The 21679-nt window shown below is 58.5% G+C and carries 20 protein-coding genes; 9 read left to right on the top strand and 11 right to left on the bottom strand.

Going from position 1 to position 21679, the window contains the following annotated elements:
- From ACTJKV_RS08905 to ACTJKV_RS08895, 3 genes are read right to left on the bottom strand one after another with little or no spacing between them, the layout of a single operon-like run.
- Complete coding sequence (locus ACTJKV_RS08905; RefSeq protein WP_274103749.1) at positions 1-1080, bottom strand: Gfo/Idh/MocA family protein; 1080 nt, start codon at positions 1078-1080, stop codon at positions 1-3.
- On the bottom strand, positions 1077-2093 hold the full coding sequence (locus tag ACTJKV_RS08900; RefSeq protein WP_274103750.1) for a Gfo/Idh/MocA family protein: 1017 nt from the start codon (positions 2091-2093) through the stop codon (positions 1077-1079). Before ACTJKV_RS08900 ends, ACTJKV_RS08905 begins: the two co-directional genes overlap by 4 nt.
- Entirely contained in the window at positions 2090-3139 is a 1050-nt protein-coding gene (locus ACTJKV_RS08895) for a Gfo/Idh/MocA family protein (RefSeq protein WP_274103751.1), read from the bottom strand. Before ACTJKV_RS08895 ends, ACTJKV_RS08900 begins: the two co-directional genes overlap by 4 nt.
- 105 nt (positions 3140-3244) lie before the next feature.
- Here ACTJKV_RS08895 and ACTJKV_RS08890 point away from each other — a divergent pair, with 105 nt between their 5' ends.
- On the top strand, positions 3245-3958 hold the full coding sequence (locus ACTJKV_RS08890) for a GntR family transcriptional regulator (RefSeq protein ID WP_062425610.1): 714 nt from the start codon (positions 3245-3247) through the stop codon (positions 3956-3958).
- 33 nt (positions 3959-3991) lie between these two features.
- Positions 3992-4918 (top strand): SMP-30/gluconolactonase/LRE family protein, encoded by a 927-nt coding sequence (locus ACTJKV_RS08885; protein WP_111847821.1) that lies wholly within the window; start codon positions 3992-3994, stop codon positions 4916-4918.
- Between the two features lie 12 nt (positions 4919-4930).
- Here ACTJKV_RS08885 and ACTJKV_RS08880 read toward each other — a convergent pair whose 3' ends face one another.
- Positions 4931-5380: a DNA polymerase III subunit chi gene (locus ACTJKV_RS08880; RefSeq protein ID WP_062425612.1), complete on the bottom strand. Its 450-nt coding sequence runs from the start codon at positions 5378-5380 to the stop codon at positions 4931-4933.
- A gap of 29 nt (positions 5381-5409) precedes the next feature.
- Positions 5410-6900: a leucyl aminopeptidase gene (locus tag ACTJKV_RS08875; RefSeq protein ID WP_274103752.1), complete on the bottom strand. Its 1491-nt coding sequence runs from the start codon at positions 6898-6900 to the stop codon at positions 5410-5412.
- A gap of 295 nt (positions 6901-7195) precedes the next feature.
- On the opposite strand from ACTJKV_RS08875, the gene lptF reads away from it, so the two are divergent.
- The 7 genes from lptF (at position 7196) to ACTJKV_RS08840 (ending at position 15725) form a co-directional block, all read left to right on the top strand.
- Positions 7196-8365, top strand: coding sequence for an LPS export ABC transporter permease LptF (gene lptF, locus ACTJKV_RS08870; protein WP_440598612.1), 1170 nt, complete (start codon positions 7196-7198; stop codon positions 8363-8365).
- Positions 8362-9450, top strand: coding sequence for an LPS export ABC transporter permease LptG (gene lptG / locus ACTJKV_RS08865; protein ID WP_062425614.1), 1089 nt, complete (start codon positions 8362-8364; stop codon positions 9448-9450). Before lptF ends, lptG begins: the two co-directional genes overlap by 4 nt.
- The gene (locus ACTJKV_RS08860; protein WP_274103754.1) at positions 9450-11810 is read left to right on the top strand and encodes an LPS-assembly protein LptD; all 2361 of its coding nucleotides are present in this window, start codon (positions 9450-9452) and stop codon (positions 11808-11810) included. The genes lptG and ACTJKV_RS08860 overlap by 1 nt, the downstream gene beginning before the upstream one ends.
- 324 nt (positions 11811-12134) lie before the next feature.
- The gene (locus tag ACTJKV_RS08855; protein WP_062598224.1) at positions 12135-13076 is read left to right on the top strand and encodes a SurA N-terminal domain-containing protein; all 942 of its coding nucleotides are present in this window, start codon (positions 12135-12137) and stop codon (positions 13074-13076) included.
- Between the two features lie 115 nt (positions 13077-13191).
- On the top strand, positions 13192-14208 hold the full coding sequence (gene pdxA / locus ACTJKV_RS08850) for a 4-hydroxythreonine-4-phosphate dehydrogenase PdxA (protein ID WP_274103806.1): 1017 nt from the start codon (positions 13192-13194) through the stop codon (positions 14206-14208).
- Positions 14208-15038, top strand: a complete 831-nt coding sequence (gene rsmA / locus ACTJKV_RS08845) for a 16S rRNA (adenine(1518)-N(6)/adenine(1519)-N(6))-dimethyltransferase RsmA (RefSeq protein ID WP_113225406.1) — start codon at positions 14208-14210, stop codon at positions 15036-15038. The genes pdxA and rsmA overlap by 1 nt, the downstream gene beginning before the upstream one ends.
- Before the next feature lie 63 nt (positions 15039-15101).
- Positions 15102-15725 carry an alpha/beta hydrolase gene (locus tag ACTJKV_RS08840; RefSeq protein WP_274103755.1) on the top strand — a complete coding sequence of 208 codons (624 nt, stop codon included), beginning with the start codon at positions 15102-15104 and terminating at the stop codon, positions 15723-15725.
- Here the strand turns inward: ACTJKV_RS08840 and gmk are convergent, their stop codons facing one another.
- From gmk to fabG, 6 genes are all read right to left on the bottom strand, one after another.
- A complete protein-coding gene (gene gmk, locus ACTJKV_RS08835) occupies positions 15726-16388 on the bottom strand; it encodes a guanylate kinase (protein WP_062425619.1) in 663 nt (220 codons plus the stop codon).
- 5 nt (positions 16389-16393) lie between these two features.
- A complete protein-coding gene (locus ACTJKV_RS08830; RefSeq protein ID WP_274103756.1) occupies positions 16394-17281 on the bottom strand; it encodes a YicC/YloC family endoribonuclease in 888 nt (295 codons plus the stop codon).
- A 58-nt stretch (positions 17282-17339) separates the two neighbouring features.
- Positions 17340-18557 carry an endolytic transglycosylase MltG gene (mltG, locus tag ACTJKV_RS08825; RefSeq protein ID WP_113225403.1) on the bottom strand — a complete coding sequence of 406 codons (1218 nt, stop codon included), beginning with the start codon at positions 18555-18557 and terminating at the stop codon, positions 17340-17342.
- A 310-nt stretch (positions 18558-18867) separates the two neighbouring features.
- Positions 18868-20130: a beta-ketoacyl-ACP synthase II gene (gene fabF / locus ACTJKV_RS08820; protein ID WP_062425622.1), complete on the bottom strand. Its 1263-nt coding sequence runs from the start codon at positions 20128-20130 to the stop codon at positions 18868-18870.
- A 165-nt stretch (positions 20131-20295) separates the two neighbouring features.
- A complete protein-coding gene (locus ACTJKV_RS08815) occupies positions 20296-20532 on the bottom strand; it encodes an acyl carrier protein (protein WP_027675866.1) in 237 nt (78 codons plus the stop codon).
- 383 nt (positions 20533-20915) lie between these two features.
- Positions 20916-21653 carry a 3-oxoacyl-[acyl-carrier-protein] reductase gene (gene fabG, locus ACTJKV_RS08810; RefSeq protein WP_274103757.1) on the bottom strand — a complete coding sequence of 246 codons (738 nt, stop codon included), beginning with the start codon at positions 21651-21653 and terminating at the stop codon, positions 20916-20918.
- Positions 21654-21679: the final 26 nt, after the last annotated feature.

Raw genomic sequence — 21679 nt, 5'->3', positions numbered from 1 at the left:
TCAGGCCGATGCTGCAGCTGGTGCTGGCTGTGGAGCCCAACCCTTGATCCACTGACCTTCCGCCGCTTCTGCCAGACGCACCGGCTTGCCTTCCCGCGCCGAGCGATAGATGGCCGTGACGAGTTCGATCGATTGCAGACCGTCCGTTACGGTGACTTCCTTGCCGCCGCGTCCCTCCATGGCGTCGGCGATCGCCTCGACAAAACCGGTGAAACCGTTTTCGCCGTCGCCAACCGTCGCAAGAACCGCGTCGATCTGAGCTTGAGTCGTTGGCGCACGGGCGATAAAGCGCCATTTGTCTTCCGCAGGACGATAGGGCAGCGAACCGCTTTCGGCAGTGAAACCTTCAAAGCAGAAGCGTAGACGCGACGTATCTTCGGCAGCACCGAGCGTGACAGAACTTGTTGCCAACGCGCCATTCTTCATGCGGAAGCTGAGGGCCGCGCAGTCTTCGGTTTCGATCGTGTTGACCCGGGTATCGGCCATGGTGAAGACTTCATCGACCGGGCCAAGCACGTAGCAGATCAGATCATGCGCATGGATCGCATGACCGAGGATCGCGCCACCGCATTCGCCCTTCCAGGTGCCGCGCCATGGAATGTCGTAATAACCCTTGCCACGGTTCCAGTGGACCTCCGAGCTTGCAACATAGGCCTTACCAGCAAGCCCGGCATCGATCAGCGCACGAAGCTGGCGCATGGCCGGACCAAAGCGATACTGGAAAACGGGGAAGATGCTGCGGCCGGTTGTCTTGACGGATTCGAGAAGCGCATTTGCCTCTTCCAGCGAACGCACGAGCGGTTTCTCGCAGACCACGTCCTTGCCGGCGGCATGCGCCTTCAGCGTGATCGGAAAATGCAAGTGCGGCGGCAGGCAGACGTCGATGAGCTGGATGCTCGGATCCGCCAGGACCTCATCCAGATGGGCTGTGACGTGGATGGACGTGCCATTGGCAACGCCACGCGCACGTTCCACGTCGAGATCGCAGATCGCCTTGACGGAGAAACGCTCCGGCAAAGCGAGATACCCCTTCAGATGCTCGGCACCAATACCGGCACCGACAATGGCGACGCCAATCATGCCTTTGCTCCTTCAGCCTTGGCCTGTGCCTGAAGCGACAGATCGCAAACCTTGAAGACATGTTCCTGCGCCATCGCCGTTTGGGTGCGGTTGCGGATGTCGTCGCATACGCGTCCGAAATATGGGAGGCCAGCGTCGGAGGCATCGATGTACTCGCAGCGATCGCCATTGACGAGGATCAGGCGATCTGTGCCCTCGCTGTTGCCGACATCGACATATTTGCGCAGTTCGATATAGCCCTCGGTGCCGAGGATCGTCAGGCGGCCATCACCCCAGGTGGGCAGCGCATCCGGCGTATACCAATCGACGCGGATGTAGCCATGGCCCTTGTCACCGCGCAGCAGCACTTCGCCAAAATCCTGCAGGCCCGGATCTCCCGGGTTGGCGTAATTGGCAACCGAAGCAGACACAATTTCCACCTCGGTGGAGCCGGTGAAGAACATGAACTGGTCGATCTGGTGGCTGGCGATGTCGGTGATGATGCCGCCGTATGCTTCACGCTCGAAGAACCACTTTGGACGGATCTGGCGGTTGAGGCGATGCGGACCCATGCCGATGGTCTGCACGATGCGGCCGATGGCGCCGGCTGCGACCAGTTCCGCAGCCTTGGTGACGCTCGGCACTTCGAAGCGCTCCGAGAAGTCGACTGTCCAGATGCGGTTGGTCTTCTTGACCGTCTGGCGAATGCGCTCAAGCTGTTCAAATGTGGTGCAGCCCGGCTTGTCGGTCATGACATCCTTGCCGGCCTCCATCGAGGCGACCGCAAGGTCTGCGCGCTTGGATGGGATATCGGCAATGACGACGAGATCGACGCTGTGATCCGCCAGAAGCGCTTCCTTGGTGGCCGAACGCGGCACCTCGGGAAAACGCTTGACGAAGCCTTCGACCACGTCGGGCTCGCCTTCGGTCCACCAGCCGACGAACTCCGCACCGGCATCCATCAGGTTCTGTGCCATGCCAAAAATGTGGCGGTGCTCTATGCCCAGAGCGACGAACTTAATTGCTTTAGTCATTGTTGCAGTTCCACTTCCTTGCCGGTTTCGGCCGAGTTAATGATCGCGTCGATCAATCTGTGAGACAAAAGAGCCGCTTCGCCCGTGACAACCGGTGGACGTCGGGCGGTTATGCTATCGGCGAAATCCTCGAAGACGCCTTGGTGCCATTCATGGGTAAAAGCCATCGGATCGGCGCCGCCACCGGTGCCGGAAGCCGCCCCACCAAAGACCTCCTGGCGTCCGTCGCGCCAATCGACATGCAGGAGACCGGAAGCGATCCGGAGGCTGGCATTGTCGAAGTGCAGGACGATCGATTCCGCCGAGCCTGGAAAACTTGCCGTGCTCGCGACAAGCGAGCCGACCGCGCCATTTGCAAAGCGAAGGCCCGCAGCAACGTAATCTTCGGTTTCCATACGATGGAAACGAGTCGTTGCCGCCATAGCTTGAACGCGCGACACAGGACCTGTGAGGCTGAGGGCAAGATCGATGGTGTGAATGGCCTGGGAAATCAGAACGCCGCCACCGTCACGCGCCAAAGTGCCGCGACCGGGCTCGTCATAATAGGACTGGGCACGCCACCACGGCACGGAAATCTCGCAGAGACCGAGCTCTCCAAGCGTTCCGCCATCAACAAGTGCACGCGCCTTCTGTGATGCAGCCCGCATGCGGTGCTGAAAGATGATACCGAGCGTGACGCCAGCGTCCCGACAGAGAGCAACCAGATGCTCCGCCTCATCGGTGTTGCGAGCAACCGGCTTTTCCATCAGAATATCTTTGCCGGCGCGGGCGAAAGCTTCGACGATATCGAGGCGGGCGTTCGGCGGCGTGGCGATGATGGCGAAATCGACATCCTTATCATGCGCCGCCGCTTCCACCGAGGAATAGACCGTAACGTCATATCCTGCATGCTTCGACGCTTCCTCGGCCAGCGCCTTGGCGCGTCCGGAACCGCTGTCGACGATACCCTTCAATCTAATTTTCTCGGGGCTTGCTGCACAAGCGCGCACGTGGGTCTTCGCCACCATTCCGGCGCCTATAATGACGCAGGTCTTGAAATTCTGCATTTTCGGGGAGCCTCCCTTCCCAATGCGACGTAAATTGCATACCGGTATGCCGGTTGTCAACTGACTCGTGTTCCGGTATACCGGTTTAAAATTGCTGGAGTGCAAATGCCAAAAATCCCGATGACAGGCGGCTCTGTCCCGACTATGGAACGGCTGGATCTGAACCGCCCGGTAGTGGATCAGATTTATTCGGCGTTGAAATCCGCCATTTTGTCGCGAGAGCTTTTTCCCGGGCAGGCGGTGTCTGAAAATGAGATCGGGCTATCATTCAATTCCAGTCGCACGCCGGTGCGTGAAGCCTTGAGCCGTCTGCGAGACGACGGCCTGATCGTGACCCTTCCCAGCCGCGGCACCTATGTCTCCAAGCTTTCTGAAAAAAGTATCCGCAGTTCGCAGTTCATCCGTGAAGCGCTTGAGGTCGCAGCGGTCGAGAAGCTGTGCGAGATCGGTCTTTCGGCGGAAGCGGAGCAGGAGATCGAGCATGCGCTGAACGGTCAGCGCAAGGCAATGCAGCGTGGAGATCGCAAGGCCTTTCGTATGCATGACGACCAGTTTCACAGTGCTCTTGCTGCCGCCACAGGGATGGACAGGCTGGAAACGCTGCTCATCCGCGAAAAAGCAGGACTTGATCGCCTGCGGGCTCTTGCCATTACCGATGAGGCGCACATGGCTGGCCTGCTTGCCGAACACGAGGCAGTCTATGCAGCGATCCAGGATGGCAATGAAACTCTTGCGGCGGATGAACTGCGCAAACATCTTCGCCGCGTTCTTGGCATTCTGGCGCAGGTCTTCGCCAACCATCAGGATTATTTCGAGTAAATCCGCGGCACCACCGACACTGGATACCCCATCATGACGACTGCACACTCCGGATCGCTGCCTGCCGAAACGCTTGGCATGTCAGAGGCAGAGCTTCTCTGCGACACAATCAGCACTCTCGCCGAATCGCCCGTTTGGGACGAAAAGCGCCAAGTGCTGTTCTGGTGCGATATTCTCGGCAAGACGGTGCGCTCTGCCGCGCTAACGCCCGGCCAGTACCGTGAATGGTCTTTCCCAAGCACGGTGTCCAGCCTTGGGCTTTGCGACAATGGTGACCTCATCATTGCCTGCGGCATGGATATTGTTTTCCTCGATCCGGAAAGTGGCGCCACCCAAACGCTTTGCAGCATTCCGGCGCCGGAAGGCGCAGCTTTCCGCCTGAATGACGGACGGATCGGGCCAGACGGTGCATTCTGGGTCGGCACGATGCATAACGTGCCACTGGCGCAGATGGAGCCGCGCGGCGAACTTTGGCGCGTCACGGCGAGTGGCGCCGAACGGATGCAGACCGGCCTCACCTGCCCCAATGGGCTTGCCTTCTCGCAAGATGGTTCGGTCATGTGGCAGAGCGATTCCGTCCAAAGATGGATCCGTCGCCGCGCCTTCGACAAGAGCCGCGGCACTTTCGATGAAGGCATTCTGGTTGCGCAGATGACAGAGGAAACGGGCAGGCCCGATGGCGGCTGCGTCGATCGTTCTGGCGTTTATTGGAGCGCTGGCGTTTCTGCCGGACTGATCAATGCGTTTTCGCCCAACGGTACGCATCTTGGTGCGACTGAGGCGCCCGTCCCGCACCCCACCATGGGCTGCTTCGGTGGGCCGGACTTCAGTACGCTTTTTCTGACGTCCCACCGTCACAACATGTCCGACGAGCGGTTGCAGAAGGCGCCATCATCGGGCGGTGTGTGGATGATCCCGACCAAGACGACCGGCTTTGCCGGTTTTCGTTTTCGTCGTTGATGCGCTGGAGGCTCACGCCTTTTTCTGCCAGCGGCCTTCAGGCGATTGCTGCCAATAGGTGAGTGCATGGCCCTCGCCTTTCAGCTTCTTCCACTGCGCGCGTGCCGCTTCCAGCTGCTCTGCGTCATAGCCATCGAACATGAAGACGATGCGCTCATAGGCGTCCAGTGCCGGCGGCTCCGCACCATCGACAAGAAAGCGTACTGTCGCCTGATTGGCATTGCCATCACTTGAGGTGAGCAACACCGGCTGTTGCGCAGATGTTGCGGCGGCATCGGTGGCGTGCGGCAGAAAGCTATCGTCGCGGAACGTCCAGAGAAGCACGTCGAGCGCATCGCGCTTCTCATCACTTCCCGTTTGGACCGCGACCTTCCAGCCGCGCTCCAGCGATTTTTCCAGCAGCGGCGGCAAGGCATCCTCCAGCTTGGATTCCGTCAGATGATAAAACAGAACTTCCGTCATCGGGGGATTGCCACCTTCATGCTTCTATCTCAATCCTCGTAGTGCGCGCGGACCAACTCGTCCAGAAGGCGCACGCCATAGCCGGAGCCCCAGGACTGGTTGATCTCAGTCAGCGGCGAGCCCATGGCCGTACCGGCAATATCCAAATGCGCCCATGGCGTCTCACCGACGAAGCGCTTGAGGAACTGGGCCGCTGTGACCGAGCCCGCCAAGCGGCCAGCGCTGTTCTTCATATCGGCAAACTTCGAATCGATGATCTTGTCGTAGTCCTTGCCAAGCGGCATGCGCCACAGCTTCTCCTGTGTCGTGTCGCCCGCCTCGACCAATTGACCGGCCAGTTCATCGTCATTGGAGAAGAGGCCTGCCTGAAGATTACCAAGCGCAACTGTGATTGCACCGGTGAGCGTGGCAAGATTGATTATGAATTTCGGCTTGAAGCGATCGTTCGTGTACCAGAGCGCATCCGCCAGAACGAGGCGGCCTTCGGCGTCGGTATTGATGATCTCGATGGTCTGGCCGGACATGGAGGTGACGATATCGCCAGGCCGCTGGGCATTGCCATCCGGCATGTTTTCGACGAGCCCGATAACGCCGATCACATTGGCCTTTGCCTTGCGGGCCGCAAGCGTGTGCATGAGACCGGTCACGGCAGCAGCGCCGCCCATGTCGCCCTTCATGTCTTCCATGCCGGCACCTGGCTTCAGAGAAATACCGCCGGTGTCGAACACCACGCCCTTGCCGATGAAGGCGATCGGCTCGTCTTTCTTGGAGCCGCCATTCCATTGCATGATGGCAAGCCGTGGCGGGCGAACAGAGCCTTGCGCCACGCCGAGAAGTGCGCCCATGCCGAGCTTCTTCATTTCCTTTTCGCCAAGGATTTCAACCTCTACGCCGAGTTTCTTCAAGCCTTCCGCCTTCTCGGCAAATTCGACCGGACCAAGCACATTCGGCGGCAGATTGACGAGATCGCGCGCCAGAATGACGCCATCGGCGACGGCCTGAGCAGCCTCGAACGCCTTTTCTGCCTCCTTGTGGACAACCGTCACAATCGTCACATCGACGCGCTTCGGCTTCTTCTCTTCGTCGGACGGCTTCTTGGTCTTGTAGGCATCGAAGCTATAGGCGCGCAGCAGAAGCCCAAGGGCGAAGTCGGCGGCGGCCTTGCCATTCACATCGAGGCCCGGAACATCGACATAGACGACGACCTTTTCCGCCTTCTTGAAATTGGCAGCAGCAGTGCCGCCTGCCCTCAGCCAATCATGCGCGGTGAGCTTCGTGGCCTTGCCAAGGCCGATCACGGTGATGCGATCTGCCTCAGAACCCTGGGGCGTCAGAACATCGAGAACGCTCATCGACTTTGCTGAAAAGCCTGCCACCTTGGCGGCCTTTTCCAGCACGCCAGCCGGATCCACATGCGCCTGACCCGCCGCCCCTTCGTCGCCGGAAGCGCGCAGAAGAATTGCCGTGGCATTTTCACATGAGGCGGAAGCGGCGAAGGAAATATCGAAACTGGCGGACATCTTGATGCTCATCTTGCTGTTTTTTAAAGGGTGTGCGGATCATGGGCCTTTCCGCCCGTGACGCAACCCCGGCATGGCGACTCGCAGTGTCAAATTTGTGGATGGTCGCGGTAACGACTGAGGTTCGACGAAAAGTTTTTTCGCCAGCTCTCCACAAAAAGCCACAGCCACAGGAAAAATGACTGCGTGAAAGAAATTTGTGGTCCATCGAGAGTCGCCAAGCGGGATCGATGCGATTACATAGGGCCGGTTCCCTGCACGGGAAAAAAGAATGAAAAACGTTACCAGGGACTAAATGGCGCTTCTCGAACGGTACATATTGCGACGCACGACGCAGATGGTTCTCGTCGCGCTGATGCCCGTGCTGGCAATCATCTGGACGATCCAGGTTCTGCAAAGAATCAACCTCGTCACGGATAGCGGCCAGTCGATGGGCTCGTTCATGACGCTCGCGACCATGCTGTTGCCGACGCTCATTCCCGTCGTTCTACCCTTCGCGCTTGTCATTGGCGTGACGCAGACGCTCACCGCGATGAACACCGACTCGGAGCTCGCCATTATCGATGCGTCGGGCGCGCGCCGCACGATCATCTACAAGCCTGTCCTCATTCTCGGCGCGGTGCTGAGCCTCGTCTCCTTCGGCATCACCAATTTTGCCGAGCCGCCGGCACGTGCCGCTGCGCGCCAGATGGTCGCTGCAGCCTATGCCGACCTCCTCTCCTCGGTGATCGAAGAGAAGACTTTCCGCACCATTCAGGATGGACTTTATGTGCAAATCGGCCAGCGTCAGGGCCGAATCCTTCGTGGGCTCTTCGTTGCCGACCGTCGCGATCCGAATTACGACCTTATTTATTATGCCAAGGAAGGCATGATCGATGAAGGTGGTACCTCACTCACCATGCGTGACGGTGAGGTTCAGCAGAAGACGCCGGACGGCAAGGTTTCGGTCGTCAAGTTCCTGTCCTACGCCTTCGATCTCTCGACCATGTCGGAGAAGTCCGACAATGAGCCGTCGCTGTCTGCCAGCGATGCCAGCCTGGCCTTCCTGCTGTCTCCCGACGAGAACCTGGAAAGCTACAAGAAAAATCCTGGAAGCTTCCGTTCGGAACTGCACCGGCGTCTCGTCGACTGGATGTTTCCCTTCGTGTTTGCTTTGATCTCGCTGGTCGTCGCAGGGGACGCGCGCTCTCACCGCGAGGCACGGCTACATCCCATGGTGGTTGCGCTGGTCACGGCCTTCATGCTGCGCTGGCTGGGCTTCTATTTCACCAATCAGGTGAAGCAGAGCGCTGCCTTCATTCCCTTCGTCTATGCCGTTCCGGTGGTCAGCGGCCTCATTGCCGCCTATCTGCTGGCGACCGGCCGCAAGCTGCATATGCCGTCCTTCCTTCATACCGCAACCCAGGCGCTCCAGCGTCGCGTCAGCCGGCCAAAGGTGAACGGTAACGGGGGACAGAGCGCATGATCTTCGGTACACTCGCCCGCTATTTTCTTCGTCGCTACGCCATGACCACCTTCTGGTTTCTGCTCGGCGTCTCGTCGATCATCTTTCTGGCCGATTTTAGCGAAACCGCACGACGCATGTCCGGTCTTCCCGGGTATTCCGTGCCGGCCGCACTGGGGCTAACGGCGCTTCGACTGCCGCTTATCCTACAGCAGACTGTTCCTTTCGTTGCCCTCTTCGTCGGCATGACGACGCTGATCTCGCTGAACCGCCGCTACGAGCTTGTGGTGACGCGCGCGGCGGGCATTTCCGTCTGGCAGTTCATGCTGCCCTTCATCACCGGCGCAATCCTGCTCGGCATCCTCTGCGTCGCGGCGCTCAATCCGCTCGCCGCCTGGGGCGAAAGCAAGTCGCTCTCCGTTGAGGCGGGATGGCGTAATGATGGCAGCGGCCCGCGTCAGCAGCAGGTAATTCCATGGCTGCGCCAAAGCAGCGGTGGAGAGGACACGATCATCGGAGCCAAGAGCTTCGAGGATAACGGCGCGCTGCTGAAAGATGTGGTGCTGATCCACCTCGACAAGAACGGCAACATCCTTTTCCGACAGGACGCCGCCTCGGCGAAGTTGGAAGATGGTTACTGGCTTCTTAACAACGTTTCGGAGATTCGGCCGGGTCACGTCCCCACCCATCAGGCGACGGCCAGAATCAGTACCAATTTGAGACAGGAATTCGTTCAAGAGCGTCTGACTCAGCCGGAAACCGTTGCTTTCTTTGATCTTTCTCGAAAAATCGAAGTGGCGAAATCCTTCGGCCTGTCATCCAAGGCACTCGAGACGCAATATCACTTCCTACTCTCCATGCCATTTCTACTGGTGGCGATGACGTTCATTGCGGCAACTGTTTCTCTAAAGTTCAGCCGTTTTGCACAGTCCCGTTCAGTGATTCTGGGTGGAATCCTTTCCGGCTTCGTGCTTTATGTGGTAACCGTGCTCGTAAGGGCATTCGGGAGTAGCGGCGTTGTTCCGCCCTTCGTTGCGGTCTGGATTCCAGTCGTCGTAGCGTTGGCATTGGGGGCAACCATTCTGCTTCATCAGGAGGACGGCTAGTGGCGGTATTTGACCGCGGGAATATCAGACGGCTTGCGGCAGCCCTTCTGACAGGGGCTTCTGTGTGCGCATACGTAGCTACCGCATCCAGCGCTTTCGCTGATGACGGGGTGATTGTGGGCGACGCTCAAGACCAATCAAAACTCCTGCTTACAGCAAATGAACTCACCTATAATCGTGACGCACAAGAAGTGATCGCGACGGGTGGCGTGCGCTTGAAATATTCCGGCTACCGCATGGTGGCCCAACGCATTGAATATAATCAGGGCACCGGTCGCGTCGTTGCCCGTGGAAACATCGAACTCATCGAGCCAAGCGGCAACCGCATCTATGCCGATGAGTTGGACGTGACCGACAATTTCTCGCAGGGCTTCGTGAATGCTCTGCGCGTGGAAACGACCGACAACACGCGCATTGCCGGCGAAAGTGCTGAACGCGTCAATGAGGATGTTATGATCCTCAACAACGGCGTTTATACGGCCTGCCTTCCCTGCGCCGAACGTCCCGACAAGCCGCCACTTTGGCAGGTCAAGGCAGAGCGCGTCATTCAGGACGGCAAGAGCCAGACGGTTCGATTGGAGAAGGCTCGTTTCGAGCTGTTCGGCAAGCCGATCGCCTATCTTCCGTTCCTCACCGTTCCCGACAACCGGGTAAAGCGCAAATCGGGCTTTTTGTTCCCGCAGATGAGCATAACCGACAAGCTCGGTTTCGGTATCGGCGTGCCCTATTATCAGGTGCTTGGCGATAGCGCGGATCTGACGGTCACACCGACCTTCTACACTGCCCAGGGCCTTCTGCTTCACGGTGAACTGCGCAACCGTTTCGAGATGGGAACGCACACGCTGACATTTGCCGGCATCGACCAGCGCGACCCGGAACGATTCGACTCTGGCACCAGCGACGCGCTGAACGACCGTCGCGGCATGGTTGCCAGCAAGGGTGACTTCAAGATCAATCCTCGCTGGTCATTCGGCTGGGACGTCATGGTGCAGTCCGACAACAACTTCGCCCGCACCTATGACCTCAAGGGCTATAAGAGCGAAACCCAGACCAACAAGCTTTACCTCACCGGCCTCGGTGATCGTAACAGCTTCGATGCCAATGCCTACTACTTCAACGTCCAGGACAAGGACGACTTCGAGTTGGAAGAGCGCAGGCAGGCGATTGTCCATCCAGCCGTTGACTATCGTTACTTCCTTCCCGATCCCGTCTATGGCGGCGAGCTTTCGCTGACGACGAACCTCACGAGCCTGACGCGCCGCAATCAGGATGCCTACGCGCTCGGAACCTCCAACCGCTTCCCGGGTCTTGAAGGCACCTATACGCGCCTGACGACGGAAGCCGAGTGGAAGAGAACCTACACCTTCGACAGCGGCCTTCAACTGACACCGCTCGGCGCCCTTCGTGGAGACATCTTCTCCACCGATATGGCGACACAGGGTCTCGCCTATGGCAGTTCGATTGACGATGACGCGGCCTTCCGCGGCATGGCAACGCTTGGTCTCGAAGCACGATATCCGATTTTGTTCACGGCGCAGAACAGCAGCCACGTGATTGAGCCGATCGCTCAGGTATTCGTGCGTCCGGATGAGCAATTTGCCGGTCGCCTTCCAAACGAAGATTCGCAGGCCTTCGTCTTCGATGCGACCAACCTGTTCGAACGCGACAAGTTCACGGGCTTCGACCGTGTCGAAGGCGGCACGCGTGCCAATCTCGGCTTCCGCTATAACGGCACGTTCGACAATGGCTACGGCATCCGCGCGATTGCGGGTCAGTCCTTCCATCTGGCCGGCGAGAATTCTTTCGCCTCCCCGGATCTGGTCAATGCCGGTGCCGATTCCGGTCTGGAATCGGACCGCTCCGACTACGTGACGATGGCGGCGATCGATGCGCCGATCGGTCTGTCCTTCTCCAACAGCTTGCGTCTGGACAAGGATAACTTCGAGATCAACCGGATGGAGAACAGCGTCCACTACACGGACAACCGTTTTACCGGCAAGGTCAGCTATACGCAGGTCAAGGCACAGCCGAATTACGGCTATGACCGTGATCGTGACATCATCCAGACGTCGGGCAAGATCCGCCTCGACGACAATTGGGCTCTGTTCGGCGCGATCAACTACGACTTGAACAACAAGTTCTCGAGCGAGCGCCGTATCGGTGTTCTCTATCAGGACGAGTGCACCATCTTTACCGTCAGCTACTCGGATGAGGGTAACCTCAGCACCGTGCGCGAGGCGGCAAATGACTGGTCGATCAATGCCCGCCTCGCCTTCCGCACACTCGGCGACATCAGCGTCGGCTCGGCTGCGGAAGACTGGGACAAGGCCGATATTGGCTGGCAGCCAAACAACTACTGATAGCCTAGACCTTACAAAACAACGGCGGGATTTTCCCGCCGTTTTCATTTGTAGCGACACCTCCACCGGGTGTGGCGCTCGATATCATGTCATCGACAGACTGCAGTTAAGGTCACGCTTTTGCCGTAGATATCGACGATCTGGTTGTGACGGACGATTGCGGTGGTAATCATTCCAGTGATATACACGGGCGCGTTCATATTTAGGATCGCGGAAGAAGGCGAAGCATCACCGTGAGGTGAGCATATAAACTTCATGCCGCGAGAGTTTCAAAAGCAATGCCGTGGAACCGGTCCAATGGCTTGCCGAGAGGGAGAGACCAGGATGAACTTCGGAAAGAAGGCGATGCGCAGCGTCGCGTTTGCCTTTGCGATCTTCGCAGTTCCCATGATTGTCGCGCCGCAGGCGAATGTCGCTTTTGCCGACAGCGCGGTGAAGATCGTCGTCAACAAGACACCGATCACCTCTGACGATATTGCACGCCGCGTGGCTTTCTTGAAGCTGCAGCGGCAGTCGGGCAATCTCAACGAGAAGGCCCGCGAACAGCTGATCGAGGAGGCTTTGAAGCGCGAGGAAATCGCCCGCGTCAAGGCTTCGGTCAGCACCGCAGATGTCGATGCCGCCTTCGGCCGCTTTGCTGCCAGCAACAAGTTGACGAAAGACCAACTGACCAAGGTGCTGACCCAGGCTGGCGTGGGTGCCGACCACTTCAAATCCTTCATCGCCGTGCAGATGAGCTGGCCACGCCTGGTCAATGCGCGCTACGGCGGCAAGAACCGCATGTCGACACAGGACTTCATCACGCGTCTCAAGGAGCGCGGCCAGAAGCCTGTGACGTCGGAATACTTCCTGCAGCAGATAATTTTCGTCGTACCGGAATCGAAGAAGTCCATCATCGGCAAACGCAAGAGCGAAGCGGAAGCGTCCCGTAAGCGCTATCCCGGCTGCGAGCAGGCAAAGACCTTCGCAGCCACGATGCTGGATGTTTCGATCAAGGACCTTGGCCGGATTCTCGAACCGGAACTTCCCACGGAGTGGAAGGACCTGGTTACCAAGACGCCTGAGGGCGGCACCACCGCCACGCGCGTGACCGAGAAGGGCGTCGAGTACCTGGCTGTCTGCAAGAAGCAGCAGGTTTCCGATGACTATGCGGCGGAAGTTGTCTTTCGTGCCGAAGACCTGAGCAAGGCGGAAAAGGGTGAGAACCCGAACGAGAAGAAGTATCTGGACGAGCTTCGCAGCAAGGCACAGATCACTCAAACCTGATCCTGGTGCGGCACCCTGATGCGGTGCCGCTATGGTTTCCAAGATATCAAAATGCCGCTGATCGGCAGGGTCGCACCTTTCGAGACCAGCGCAACAGGTGAAAGATCCGAACGTCGTGACGTCGCTTGAACTGCCTCTCGCTTTGACACAGGGCGATCCCGCCGGCATCGGTCCCGATATCGCGCTTGCAGCCTGGGCAAGACGTGATGAACTCAGTGTTCCGCCATTTCTCTTCGTCGGTGATCCAGACGTGCTGACGAGCCGGGCAAATATTCTTGACATTCCGGTCAACATCGTCACCTGCGAGGCTGAAGAAGCAGTTTCTGCATTCACCACCGGCCTGCCCGTTTTGCCTGTTCCTGTCGGTTTTGACGTACAGGCAGGCCAACCTCATGTCGGCACAGCCATCTCCACCATCAAGGCCATCGAGACCGCTGCCTCGTTGACGATGGCGAGAAAGGCGGCTGCCGTCGTTACCAATCCGATCGCCAAAGCCGTGCTTTACGAAGCCGGCTTCGGCTTCCCCGGCCACACAGAATTCCTTGCGGATCTCGCGCTCAAGCACACAGGCCAGGCAGCGCGACCGGTCATGATGATCGCCGGGCCAAAGCTGCGTGTCGTGCCTGTGACGATCCACATTCCCATCAAGGATGTGGCATCTGCTCTGACGGAGGAGCTCATCATCGATACATGCCGGATCGTTGCCAACGACCTGACGAGCAAGTTCGGCATGGATGCGCCAAGACTGGCAGTCGCTGGGCTAAACCCACATGCGGGCGAAGACGGTGCGATCGGCACGGAAGATCGCGATATCATCCATCCGGCGACCATGCAGTTGCGCAAGGATGGCATCGACGCATTCGGCCCTCTGCCGGCCGACACCATGTTCCATGATGCCGCGCGCAAGCGTTATGACGTTGCGATCTGCATGTATCACGATCAGGGCCTGATTCCGGCTAAGGCACTCGGCTTCGATGACTCGGTCAATGTGACGCTCGGCCTGCCCTTCATCCGCACGTCACCCGATCATGGCACCGCCTTCGGTATTGCCGGACAGGGTATCGCCAACTGCTCAAGCCTTGTGGCGTCGTTGAAGATGGCGGCCGAGATCGCTGCGCGGCAGGTTTCGTGATGGCAGCAATCGATGGTCTTCCGCCGCTGCGCGACGTCATCCAGCGCCACGGCCTTGATGCGAAGAAGTCGCTCGGTCAGAACTTCCTTTTCGACCTTAATCTGACGCAGAAGATCGCGCGTACCGCCGGTCCTCTAGACGGTGTTACAGTTTTCGAGGTCGGGCCTGGCCCAGGTGGCTTGACCCGCGCCATTCTCTCGCTTGGCGCAAAAAAGGTGATTGCCGTAGAGCGAGACAGCCGCTGTCTTCCAGCACTGGCGGAAATTGCCGATCACTATCCCGGACGGCTGGACGTGATCGAAGGCGACGCGCTCAAGACCGATTTCGAAGCCCTTGTTCCCAAGGGCGAACCGGTCCGCATCATCGCCAACCTCCCCTATAATGTCGGCACCCAGCTTCTGGTCAACTGGCTTCTGCCGAAGGAATGGCCGCCATTCTGGCTGTCCATGACGCTGATGTTCCAGAAGGAAGTCGGACAGCGCATTGTTGCCGAAGAAGGCGATAACCACTATGGCCGCCTCGGTGTACTCACGGGCTGGCGCACCGTGCCGGAAATGGCTTTCGATGTTCCGCCACAAGCCTTCAGCCCACCGCCCAAAGTCACCTCGACCGTCGTGCATCTCCTGCCCAAGGAAAAGCCGCTGGCCTGCGATGTTGAGAAGCTTGAGAAGGTCACGGAAGCGGCCTTCGGCCAACGCCGCAAGATGCTGCGCCAGAGCGTGAAAAGCATCGGCGGAGAAGCCCTGCTTGAAAAGGCGGACATCGACCCAACAAGACGCGCTGAAACGCTCTCGGTCGAAGAGTTCGTGCGGCTGGCGAACAGTTTGTAATCCTGTCAGGGGTATTACCAAGCCGACATTCATCTTGTTTTAGACCCTGCCGAGAGGGCCGCCATGAACGATGCCGGTTTCCAATACGAGCTTGCTGTCCCATCAGGAACCGCAGACTGCGTCGTGGTGCTTCTCCATGGCTCAGGACGGGATGAGAACGACCTCCTGGCATTCGGCAGGGCGGTGTTTCCCAATGCCGTTCTTTATGCCCTACGCGGCGCGGTGCCCTGGGAAAATGGTTACGCATTTTTCCGCAGAAAGCCCGACCGGCAAATCAACGTGGACGATCTGAGAGCGCAGGCGACCAGGCTCTGCATGTTCATGGATTTTGTCATCCGTCAGACAGGCGAGATGCCGTTTCTCGTCGGCTACTCAAATGGTGCAATCATGGCGGCTGAGGTGCTGTGCCAGAATGGCAGCATGGCGCGAGGAGCCATCCTCTTGCGGCCGCTTTCACCTAGAAGACATGAAGAACTCCCTAGCCTCACCGGCTTTCCCGTCCTGCTGCTTGCTGCCAAGCACGATGAACGGCGCGCGGAGAACGACGCGCGTGATCTGGCAGACCAGTTCACTAGTGCTGGAGCGGATGTTCGTCTCGAAATGCTCGAGGGTGGTCACGGCTGGGCGGAAGACGCAGCCGATGAAAAGCTGTCTCGTAAGTGGCTGGCAATTAAAGAACCGGGCTGATTAAAGCTGCGGCTCTTCCTCCAACAATCCCCTGACGAAATCGAACATGCCGTGGCGACGGTTGCGGCGGACACGTTCGGCCTTGACGATGGCTTCGACGGCCGAAAAAGCTGCCTGAAGATCGTCATTGAGGATCACATAGTCATAGTCCCGCCAGTGCTCGATCTCGGCGCGCGAATTGGCGAGGCGTGTGCGGATCACTTCTTCGGTGTCTTCGGCGCGGCGATGCAGGCGCGACTGCAGTTCGGTCATGGTCGGCGGCAAAATGAAGATCGACACCACGTCTGCCTGCATCTTGTCCTGAAGCTGTTCTGCGCCCTGCCAGTCGATATCGAACAGCATGTCGCGACCTTCAGACATGGCCTGCTCTACCGGCGCGCGCGGCGTTCCGTAGAAATTGCCGTGCACTTCCGCCCATTCCAGCAGTTGATCGCTGTCTCGCAGCACCTCGAATTCACGCTTGGTGATGAAGTGATAATGAATGCCTTCGATCTCGCTCTGCCGACGCTGCCGCGTCGTGACACTCACCGACAGGCTGATATTCTTGTCCCGATCCAGCAGGTTTCTGGCGATGGTGGACTTGCCCGCACCTGACGGCGAGGACATGACCAGCATCAACCCTCTACGGGCGATATGAACGGGAGAGCTATCTGCTGGTACCATGGAGCCTACTCCAGATTTTGAACCTGTTCGCGGAATTGGTCGATCACGACTTTCAATTCGATACCAGCAGCGGTTACAGCACTGGCATTGGATTTGGAACAGATCGTATTCGACTCCCGGTTAAATTCCTGTGCAAGAAAATCGAGCTTGCGCCCGACAGGCCCGCCGGTGGCGAGAAGTTCACGCGCCGCTGACACATGCGAGGTCAGCCGGTCAATCTCCTCGCGCAGATCCGCCTTGGTGGCCAGCAATGCGGCTTCCGCATAAAGGCGCTCGCGATCAAGACCTCCATTGCCATCGCCGATCAAGGCGATCTGCGCTTCCAGCCTCGCCCGGATGTGCTCCGGCTGGCGGGAGGGATCGGCTTCGATGATAGATGTCAGCTGTTCGATACGGTCGATATGGGTGGAAAGCAGCGTGTAGAGCGATGCACCTTCCCTTTCACGCATGGCTTTCAACGAAGCGACGGCCGCGGAGAATCCGTCAACGATATCGGCGTTGCGGGCAGCTTGCGCATCTTCCGTTTCCTCTGGCTCGCGAAACTCAACGAGACCGCGCACCGACAGCAACGTATCAAAGCTGAGCGGCGCGTCGCTGACCGCATTTCCCAGTTCCTGCTTCAAGGCAAGGACCGCATCCAGCGCGTCACGGTTGACGACGGCCTCAAGCTTGGTCTCTGATGCAGAGACCGAGAGCCCGGCCTGAATGTTACCGCGCGACAGGCTTTTCGATGCGATGTCACGGAGCGCCGTCTCCAGTGCCTCCATGCCCGATGGCAGGCGCAGCCTTAGATCCAGCCCCTTGCCATTGACGGAGCGCAACTCCCAGGCCCAGCGATATCGTCCGGAGGAGCCTTCGCTGCGCGCGAAGCCCGTCATGGATTGCAATGTCATTCGAATGTCCCCCAGACGCTTGCGTGCGTGCGGCCACGCAGCCGCAGCCAGCCCTCTATTAATTCGCCGGTTTCTCTGCCTGATTACCGCCTGGCTGACCGTCGACAACGGTTTCGGAGTTTCCGCCGCTAGCAGCCTTTTCGGCTTCGATCTTTCTCCAGCGACGGACATTGGCGTTGTGCTCGTCCAGCGTCTTGGCAAAGACATGGCCGCCTGTGCCATCGGCTACAAAGTAGAGATCGTCTGTCCGCCAGGGATTGGCCGTTGCCTCAAGCGCTGCCCGGCCGGGATTGGCGATCGGGTGCGGCGGCAGGCCGCGGATGATATAGGTGTTGAACGGCGTCTCTTTTTGCAGGTCCGACTGATAGATCGGCCGGTCGGATGGTTTGCCCTCACCGCCAAACAGACCGTAGATGATCGTCGGATCGGATTGCAGACGCATATTCTTTTTCATCCGGTTATAGAAGACGGACGCGACGTGCCCACGCTCATCATCCTTGCCGGTTTCCTTCTCGACGATGGAAGCAAGTGTGATGAATTCCTCGACGGTCTTCAGCGGCAGGTCCGGGTCGCGCCGCTGCCACAGCATGTCGACGAGCTTTGTCTGCGCTGCGCGCATCTGGCGCACGATTTCTTCCCGCTTGGTACCGCGGGTAAAGGGATAGGTGTCCGGACGCAGGCTGCCTTCCGGTGGCAATTCGGTCGGAAGATCACCTTCGAGCACAGGGTCGGATTCAAGGCGCGCGAACATCTGTTTGACCGTCAGGCCTTCCGGGAAAGCAACTGTGTAGAGGATCGACTTGCCCGATTCCAGCAAGGACAGAATATCCTTCATCGATGCATGGGCCTTGATCTCATATTCGCCCGGTTTCGGCGTCTGACCGGCCTCCATGTAACGATCTGCCATCAGGCGGAAGATGCGTCCGTTGGAAATGGCGTCGCTTCGCTCCAGCGTGTTGGCGATTTCCGCCAGACCGGCGCCATTGCGCACCGTAATGGTCGTGTTGGTCGGCAGCGGGCCCGGCTCATGGAACGAGTGGATCATGTAGTAGAAGCCCGCGATACCTACCACGGTGACGGCCACGATCAGCGTCATCAAAAAATTCAGGAAGATCACTGTCTGGCTGTGGGCCTTGCGCGAGCGCTTCGGCGGCTCAGGCACTTTTTCAGGTCTCAGAGCCTCGGTCGGCGATTTGGGAATGATCGGTCCACCCTTGCTCTCATAGGAGCTGTTGCGGTCGTAGGGCGGCTGATTGTTCTCTCTGTTATCGCTCACCGGCGGTCCTTTTCAGTTCGGCATTACAACGGCTTATTTGAGCAGGCAATGCGGCAAAAACAGGTTCGGCAGGCTATTCTGCACTCTCAACCGGCTGACGGATCAAACACATCTTCGTTGACGAAGCGAGGTTCCTCCACCGTTCCAGTTCATCGAAAACGGACGCGCTCGCATCCTTGGTTTCGAAGAGCTGGCAGATCAGGCAATCCCGGCAACTCGCCGGGAAAGCTGAAAAACGTTCTGATCGATTCTTGGAAGGGCGGCAAGTGGCCGCCCCATGCTGGCAGACTTAGAGCGTCAGTCCAGACACTCAGCCTTCGTAACGGCGCAGGACCAGAGATGCATTCGTGCCGCCAAAGCCGAAGGAGTTCGAAAGCGCCACATTGACGTCGCGCTTGCGCGCCTTGTGCGGCACCAGATCGATCGCGGTCTCGACATCGGGATTGTCGAGATTGAGCGTCGGCGGGACGATGTTGTCGCGGATGGCAAGCGTCGCGAAGATCGCTTCGATCGCGCCTGCTGCACCGAGAAGATGGCCTGTCGCCGACTTGGTCGACGACATGGAAATCTTCGAGGCAGAGTCACCCACCAGACGCTCGACCGCGCCAAGCTCGATCGTGTCGGCCATTGTGGAGGTGCCGTGGGCGTTGATGTAATCTATGTCGGCTGGCGTCAGGCCGGCACGCTTGAGTGCCATGGCCATGCAGCGATAGGCACCTTCGCCATCTTCGGACGGAGCGGTGATGTGGTAAGCATCGCCGGAGAGACCATAGCCGACGACTTCGGCATAGATCTTCGCGCCACGTGCCTTTGCATGTTCCAGCTCTTCGAGAACGACAATGCCGGCGCCCTCGCCCATGACGAAACCGTCACGGTCGCGGTCATAGGGGCGCGATGCCTTCTGCGGATCGTCATTGTGCTGGGTGGACAGCGCCTTGCAGGCGGCAAAGCCAGCGAGTGAAATACGGCAGACGGGCGATTCAGCACCACCTGCAACCATCACATCGGCGTCTCCAAGCGCGATCAGACGGGAAGCATCACCAATCGCGTGCGCACCGGTGGAGCATGCCGTGACGACCGAATGGTTCGGGCCGCGCAGCTTGTGCCTGATGGACACCTGGCCGGAAACGAGATTGATCAAACGACCGGGAATGAAAAAGGGCGAGACGCGGCGCGGGCCTTTATCGCGAAGCGTGTATCCTGCTTCCACGATGCCTTCGAGGCCACCGATACCGGAGCCGATCAGCACACCAGTCATGATCTGGTCTTCGTCAGTTGCAGGATGCCAGTTGGCGTCGTTCAGCGCCATCTCGGCGGCGGCCATGCCATAGATGATGAAGGGATCGACCTTGCGCTGTTCCTTCGGCTCCATCCAGTCATCGGCATTGAAGGTGCCATCGGTGCCGTCACCGACAGGAATGCGGCAGGCAATTTTCGCGGGCAGATCTTCGACTTCGAATTCCGTGACGAGACGGGCGCCATTCTGACCGGCCAAAAGCCGCTCCCAGGTCACTTCCGTTCCACAGCCAAGGGGAGATACCATGCCGGTACCCGTGATAACGACACGTCTCAAAGTCAATTGTGCGCCCTCATAGTCCAATCATAGGTGTTTGGTATATGTCATCTTGCGTGCGACAAGCGTCATCCGGCCCAAAGAGACCGCATGATAAAATATTGGCCCGGACAGGCCGGGCCACATCGGGAAGGCTTTTAGGCCTTCCCTTGATCCATTCAAAGATTAGGCCTGAGCCTTTTCGATGAACTTGACAGCGTCGCCAACAGTCAGGATCGAGTCAGCTGCGTCGTCTGGAATTTCAACGCCGAATTCTTCTTCGAACGCCATAACCAGTTCAACGGTGTCGAGCGAGTCAGCGCCCAGGTCGTCGATGAAGCTTGCGCCTTCAACGACTTTGTCGGCGTCAACGCCAAGATGATCAACTACAATTTTCTTTACGCGTTCTGCGATATCGCTCATGTCGGTTTCCTCGACCTTTACTTTGAAAGGAATGCCCCTTCAGGCACCCTGCCCTGTTAAAACCCCCAAGCGCCCCTTTAAGGCAAGCACCGTGGGCAAACCCGTTCAACCCGGTCAAGCTAACATCGTCGCAAGAAATCGCAACGGTCGCCTGTCACTCCGGGACGACTGTTCACAGTCTTCGCCCGCTTAACATGCTTTCCTGCGGGAAAAAAGCCTTAAAATAGCGCTAACACACGCGCTCTACAGGCAATTTTCTTTTCGATACATGTCAGAAGTCGAAGTGTGCAAGCGCCACCACAGCAAGATGCAAGGCGCTTTCACCTGTTGGATCGTCCAATCACCCCTCACGAAAATCGCAGCGGATTTTCATGCAGGATGGATTAGATCATGGCCATGCCGCCATTTACGTGAAGAGTCTGACCGGTCATGTAACCGGCCTCGTTAGAGGCAAGATAAAGCACGGCAGAAGCGATTTCAGCGCCCGTACCCATGCGCTTCATCGGGATCGCCCCCATGATGCCTTCCTTCTGCTTGTCGTTCAGCTTGCCAGTCATCGCGCTTTCGATGAAGCCCGGTGCCACGCAGTTGACGGTCACGTTGCGCAAAGCAATTTCCTGTGCCAGCGACTTGGAGAAGCCGATCATGCCGGCCTTCGAGGCGCAGTAATTCGTCTGGCCCGCATTGCCGGTGACGCCGACGATGGAGGTGATGTTGATGATGCGGCCGAAACGGCGGCGCATCATCGGGTGGGTCAGCTCACGTGTCAGGCGGAACATGGACGTCAGATTGACCTCGATGACATTGTCCCAGTCTTCATCGCTCATGCGAACGAAAAGGCCATCCTTGGTGATGCCCGCATTGTTGACGAGGATGTCGACGCCTTCGAGTTCGGCTTCCGCCTTCTCGCCAAGTGCCTTTACCTCTGCGCGGTCAGCCAGGTTGGCCGGAAAAATCTTGACGCGCTCGCCAAGCTCGGAGGCCAATGCCTCGAGCTTTTCGACGCGGGTGCCGTGAAGGCCAACGGTTGCGCCCTGCGCGTGGAGAATACGGGCGATTTCTTCGCCGATGCCGCCGGTCGCGCCGGTAATGAGAGCCTTGCGGCCAGTCAGATCAAACATGCTGTTCGTCCTTTTATTTTTCTCTT

Origin of the sequence: Agrobacterium sp. 22117 (assembly GCF_052045735.1) — a bacterium.
Classification (GTDB): domain Bacteria; phylum Pseudomonadota; class Alphaproteobacteria; order Rhizobiales; family Rhizobiaceae; genus Agrobacterium; species Agrobacterium cavarae.
Note: the sequence above shows the minus strand (reverse complement) of the source record. Positions and strands in the feature narration are given on the sequence as shown.

What these genes read in the sequence shown, in the direction of transcription:
- ACTJKV_RS08905 (WP_274103749.1), bottom strand. Translation starts at nt 1,080, where the DNA reads ATGATTGGCGTCGCCATTGTCGGTGCCGGTATTGGTGCCGAGCATCTG.
- ACTJKV_RS08900 (WP_274103750.1), bottom strand. Translation starts at nt 2,093, where the DNA reads ATGACTAAAGCAATTAAGTTCGTCGCTCTGGGCATAGAGCACCGCCAC.
- ACTJKV_RS08895 (WP_274103751.1), bottom strand. Translation starts at nt 3,139, where the DNA reads ATGCAGAATTTCAAGACCTGCGTCATTATAGGCGCCGGAATGGTGGCG.
- ACTJKV_RS08890 (WP_062425610.1), top strand. Translation starts at nt 3,245, where the DNA reads ATGCCAAAAATCCCGATGACAGGCGGCTCTGTCCCGACTATGGAACGG.
- ACTJKV_RS08885 (WP_111847821.1), top strand. Translation starts at nt 3,992, where the DNA reads ATGACGACTGCACACTCCGGATCGCTGCCTGCCGAAACGCTTGGCATG.
- ACTJKV_RS08880 (WP_062425612.1), bottom strand. Translation starts at nt 5,380, where the DNA reads ATGACGGAAGTTCTGTTTTATCATCTGACGGAATCCAAGCTGGAGGAT.
- ACTJKV_RS08875 (WP_274103752.1), bottom strand. Translation starts at nt 6,900, where the DNA reads ATGTCCGCCAGTTTCGATATTTCCTTCGCCGCTTCCGCCTCATGTGAA.
- lptF (WP_440598612.1), top strand. Translation starts at nt 7,196, where the DNA reads ATGGCGCTTCTCGAACGGTACATATTGCGACGCACGACGCAGATGGTT.
- lptG (WP_062425614.1), top strand. Translation starts at nt 8,362, where the DNA reads ATGATCTTCGGTACACTCGCCCGCTATTTTCTTCGTCGCTACGCCATG.
- ACTJKV_RS08855 (WP_062598224.1), top strand. Translation starts at nt 12,135, where the DNA reads ATGAACTTCGGAAAGAAGGCGATGCGCAGCGTCGCGTTTGCCTTTGCG.
- rsmA (WP_113225406.1), top strand. Translation starts at nt 14,208, where the DNA reads ATGGCAGCAATCGATGGTCTTCCGCCGCTGCGCGACGTCATCCAGCGC.
- ACTJKV_RS08840 (WP_274103755.1), top strand. Translation starts at nt 15,102, where the DNA reads ATGAACGATGCCGGTTTCCAATACGAGCTTGCTGTCCCATCAGGAACC.
- gmk (WP_062425619.1), bottom strand. Translation starts at nt 16,388, where the DNA reads ATGGTACCAGCAGATAGCTCTCCCGTTCATATCGCCCGTAGAGGGTTG.
- ACTJKV_RS08830 (WP_274103756.1), bottom strand. Translation starts at nt 17,281, where the DNA reads ATGACATTGCAATCCATGACGGGCTTCGCGCGCAGCGAAGGCTCCTCC.
- ACTJKV_RS08815 (WP_027675866.1), bottom strand. Translation starts at nt 20,532, where the DNA reads ATGAGCGATATCGCAGAACGCGTAAAGAAAATTGTAGTTGATCATCTT.
- fabG (WP_274103757.1), bottom strand. Translation starts at nt 21,653, where the DNA reads ATGTTTGATCTGACTGGCCGCAAGGCTCTCATTACCGGCGCGACCGGC.